This window comes from Salinisphaera orenii subsp. halophila YIM 95161 (assembly GCF_003732545.1).
Taxonomy (GTDB): domain Bacteria; phylum Pseudomonadota; class Gammaproteobacteria; order Nevskiales; family Salinisphaeraceae; genus Salinisphaera; species Salinisphaera orenii_A.
Genome location: NZ_AYKF01000151.1, coordinates 1 through 4,274, shown reverse-complemented (window position 1 = coordinate 4,274; position 4,274 = coordinate 1). Strand labels below are relative to the sequence as shown.

The following is a 4,274-nucleotide window of genomic DNA, read 5'->3' as shown; positions in this document are numbered from 1 at the left end:
ATAACGTTTGCTCTGTTTCATGGCTCCAGTCTCTCAAGAGTTGGAGCCTCCGACGAAACCGGGGCGATTCAAGGGTTTTCAAATCCATATCATTCGCGAACGCAACGCAACGGGTTACGCAAAGCCTTTGCCTGGCCTGCGGTGCGTAACCCTTGCACTCATTACCCGCATTCCTAGATTCAGGTTTTAACGATATTCGCACCTTCAGGAACCGAAAACGCCGAAAGTCTTTGGGGCACAAGCTCTTTAAACCCCGTAGTACGCGCGGGCGCGCGCGAGGCATTTCGCACCTTTAGGAACCCAAAACGGCTGCACGGCACGCACATTCAGGAACCCGCCCTTCGCACCTTTAGGAACCGAAAACGCCGGAATCCATTGCGCCGCAAGCCTTTCAAAATCCGTAACACGCGCACACCGCTTCATAGATCCAGGGATGATTTCACCTTGGACGAGCGCCGAGGAACCAAGGTAGCAACACGATAGAGCATGCATGTTTTATGTTGTTCGTGCGCACTCATAACGGATAACGGACGATGCAAACCTACACCCCGAAGCAGCTTCAAAGCGCGCTTGACGCCGGCGGGATTCGCCGCGTGACGATCACCGGTCAGGGCGCGCGCTTCTATATCCAGATCACAAGCCGCAACGGAGACGGCGTGTTGACCAAGGCACGCAGCCCCGACCCACGCAGCTTCAATAACCCAATGCAGGCGTTCACTGAACTACGCCGGTTGGGTATCCGCAGCGGCGAGTTCGACACAACACAGTGGACGCCCGAGCAGCGCGAGGCGCCCAAACGGCCCGATCGCGCGCGAGCGATGAGCGAGCTTCACGCGATGGCCGAGCACGGCCGCTGGGCGCGCGAACGCATCGCCCAAGCACAGGCCGAAGCCGCCGATCCCGAAACTAAATGGGTTGATAACGCCACCGTTGAAGCCGACGCTAATGCGCAGACCGCTCGCATTGAAGCCCGCCTGAAAAACTCCCGCTAGTGCGCATTGCCGGGGGTCGAGTCCGCCGCTAGCGGCGGTACATCTCATCGTCTTCCAGGAATTACCGACCGGTGTTGCGTCACGCCAGACCCTCTTCGCTGTGCCGAAATCCCCGCTGTATGTCTCAATTTTTTACGCGTTTGACGCCTGTGCTCAGCGCCATTCCATTAGTCGAAACGCCCGATCAAGTACGCGGTGATTCGTTCATATCAAATACCTTATTTCCGGAGTTATCCGGATTTGGAGCACGATCGAACACAGAATTTTGGCGATCAATCTGATCGACTACGCGATCGAGATAACGCTCGAAGCGAGCGTTACCGCTCCGCGCTGCGCTACTACGATGCTCTTTGGGCACGGGCGCTGTATTGTTAAACCACACGCGAACAAAAGTACCGAGCATTTCCTTGAGTAAGGTCGCGTCGTCACGTTGACGGACGCGCAACTCCTTCAGCTGATACTCGATGCGATCCAGACTAGCCATCAGCGCTGCGTTGCGCTCCTCCTGGTGCTCGGGGAACAGTGCTTGTTTCAAGGCGTTGTTGATCGCCAGTGAATACGATAGGTGATGCCGTCGCGCGTGTTTTTCTAGCGCTTGGGCGACATCAAATTCCAGGCTGGCATTGAACCGTTTTGTATAGCTCGGCATGTAAAACTCCTCGCCTTTCCATCCAACTTGAGTGCGCTCGGCCGGCGGATCGTTGCGCCAAAGACGGCCGCTTTACGTGATGCCAAATGACACCTGCTTGCGCCGTTTCAATGCGCATAAAGGTCGACTAAACGGTGGCGAAACACCGCTGTTTGTCCGCGTTCGTAACGCCCTCTGCCGCTGCCGACGAATATCGGAATTCATCGATATTGACGGCGACTTTTAAGCCCTTATTCGTACGTTAAGCGCGCCGATTACTCACGCCAGTTCGGCAATACGACGGTTTCGCCAAGAACTGATTAGCGTATTTTAATAGTCATTTAAAATCAGTTCGTTATGATTAATGCATCACTATTTTTCAAACGAAAACAGCGGGATATGTCATAACGCGCATCGTGCCATTAAGCGCGATGCATGATAACCCTATATATATCAGACTTTTGCAGCTTGTCTGCATCAGTCCTTTTATCTTGCCCTCCATCCGCTATCCGCTCCATGGCAACCACTGGGCTATTCGAGCGTTTCTTCCCGAGCCGTTACAGACAGCGCGATGGCTACCCGAGTCGATAGCCGTCGCGAATGTCGGAACGCAGCGTCGCCGACGTTTCGATATCTACACTTCGATCGCGGTTTTGGTGGTGCGCTCTTAGCCGATCCTATCGTTTACTTCGGCCCCGCCCACGATCTGTGTTTTGGGCGCCCGATCATGCATACGGATATAGATATTTGGGCGCCTTACATCGCGCTGGCATAAAGCTCACGACGCGAGTCTAATGAGACGATGAATGCGTGCTTATAACCGGTAAGAATCGTGCGCCTGTCGCTCTCGCTTAGCGAGCTGGATCAACGCAGCAGCATCCGCGCCGGCGGAGCGACAGCGCGCCCTTTCGTTAGACCTGAACTGGCAGCGAGCATTCAGAATCGGACTGGAGAGCCGAAAGACGTCGTACAGCCCCCAGACTAACGACTGGCCAGCCGACCTATTTCCGACGCGTTATCCCCAAAGCTCCACCGCCTGCACCTGCGGTGCATTGCCACCCCGATTCCGGGCTCGATGATCGGCCCTACATCGAACTGGCGACGGCGCTAGGCTTGGACCGTGGATTTCGAGGATAACGAAGGCGTCAGCATCACAAACGCTGCCGGCAAAAAGCCCGACGCGTGCTTTCAACGGTTGGGCATTTCAACACGAAGCCTCGTCCAGGTAGCAGACGGATTCGTGGTTGTAGGGGTACATCGCTTGGTAGAGGCCGCGCATTAGCGAATGGAAGCTAAGCGCGTCCGGGTTGCCGCCCCATTATTGCAAAAGCGTCATGCCGAAGCGCTTGGCCGCACCGCGATCGAAGCTGTAGACCGTTTCGCAACCGGCGCGCCCCGCCAGCGCCGCTACCAGCGCATCGGCAAAATCACCACCCGCTTGTTTGAATTGCCGTAGTCCCCGCCAGGCGATGTCGGCTTCGTCGACGACTAGCGTTTCCACGTGCAATAGCGTTTCCACAACCTCGGCGACCCGCGCGGCATCAGCGGCATAGCACGACTCCAACACCCAGACGGTTTCGACCAGCACAACCTGGGAGATAAAGCCCGGCGCCTCGGCGGTCAATGATTCGATCAATTCCGTAGCCCGAGGCGTTTGCGCCGGGTCATCCTGCGCCAGATAACGCACCAAAACATTCGTATCCAGGCCGATCACGACTCCATGGCCTTTGCGGCCCGCCGCCGAACGGCCGCATTCATGTCATCCACACTCACCGGCTGGTCAGGCGCAGCGACCAAACCTTTCAAGGCTGTGGCCGGCAATGTCGCGGCCACCAGTTCGTAATGGCCCTTGGATACTTCCACGAATTCAACCCGGTCGCCGGTTTCGATCCCGAGCCCGCTGCGCACCGCAGCGGGAATCGTGATCTGCCCTTTGGAACTCAACATGGCTGTGCTCATATCGCCTCCGTTTTCCTTACGCGATTGTAAGGAGATAAGTCCTGCTATTACAAGCTATCGCGGTAGCGATCCTAAAGGAAGAGCTGCGATCCCAGCGCATCAAGAGAGCGCGGCCTCATATAACGCCCTGTGTGCCGTTCTGAGCTCCGGGCGTATTGCGAGCGCTCAGGAGCCCCAAAGAAACCTACATGCGCCTCAGCGGCGCACACAGCCGCGAAGTCTCCCGGAACTATCCCTCTGCGAGCCAAATAGGCCTTACATCTACAAGCCGCGAGCACCTATCGGTTCAGTCGTCCGTACTTCTGACGGACGGGACCGAGGCATCGATGTCGGAATCAGCTCCTAGGAAACCTGGCAGAGCAGTTAGTGCGCGAATACGGTTCCCAAAAAGGCAGACGAAAACGCCCTACTGGCAGCGCTTAGCTTCAGCGGCTCGTAGAGCCGATTGTCCCCGCGTTCGATGGGTTTATTCCCGCGAGCGCTACGCGCACGCCGGACACCGGCCGGCGCAGAGCGCCCAAAGAAAAGGGCCGCATGGAAGCCATGCCGCCCTTTGGCCAGTAACTCGACTGTACCCCACTACGGCCGCAGTATGCGGCCCGCACAGTTGCCAAAGCAATAACCCACTGAATCGCCCCGGTTTCGTCGGAGGCTCCAACTCTTGAGAGACTGGAGCCATGAAACAGAGCAAACGT

General features: G+C 56.9%; 4 protein-coding genes. 1 reads left to right on the top strand and 3 read right to left on the bottom strand.

Features of this window, described 5'->3' with window-relative positions:
• The first annotated feature begins 533 nt into the window (after positions 1 to 533).
• Positions 534 to 992 carry a hypothetical protein gene (locus tag SAHL_RS17355; RefSeq protein WP_123592672.1) on the top strand — a complete coding sequence of 153 codons (459 nt, stop codon included), beginning with the start codon at positions 534 to 536 and terminating at the stop codon, positions 990 to 992.
• Between the two features lie 184 nt (positions 993 to 1,176).
• Here the strand turns inward: SAHL_RS17355 and SAHL_RS17660 are convergent, their stop codons facing one another.
• The 3 genes from SAHL_RS17660 to SAHL_RS17345 all read right to left on the bottom strand — a co-directional run bounded on the left by SAHL_RS17660 (position 1,177) and on the right by SAHL_RS17345 (position 3,579).
• Positions 1,177 to 1,641: a hypothetical protein gene (locus tag SAHL_RS17660; protein WP_148045611.1), complete on the bottom strand. Its 465-nt coding sequence runs from the start codon at positions 1,639 to 1,641 to the stop codon at positions 1,177 to 1,179.
• 1,297 nt (positions 1,642 to 2,938) lie between these two features.
• A complete protein-coding gene (locus SAHL_RS17350; RefSeq protein WP_123592671.1) occupies positions 2,939 to 3,334 on the bottom strand; it encodes a PIN domain-containing protein in 396 nt (131 codons plus the stop codon).
• A complete protein-coding gene (locus SAHL_RS17345; protein ID WP_123592670.1) occupies positions 3,331 to 3,579 on the bottom strand; it encodes an AbrB/MazE/SpoVT family DNA-binding domain-containing protein in 249 nt (82 codons plus the stop codon). Before SAHL_RS17345 ends, SAHL_RS17350 begins: the two co-directional genes overlap by 4 nt.
• Positions 3,580 to 4,274: the final 695 nt, after the last annotated feature.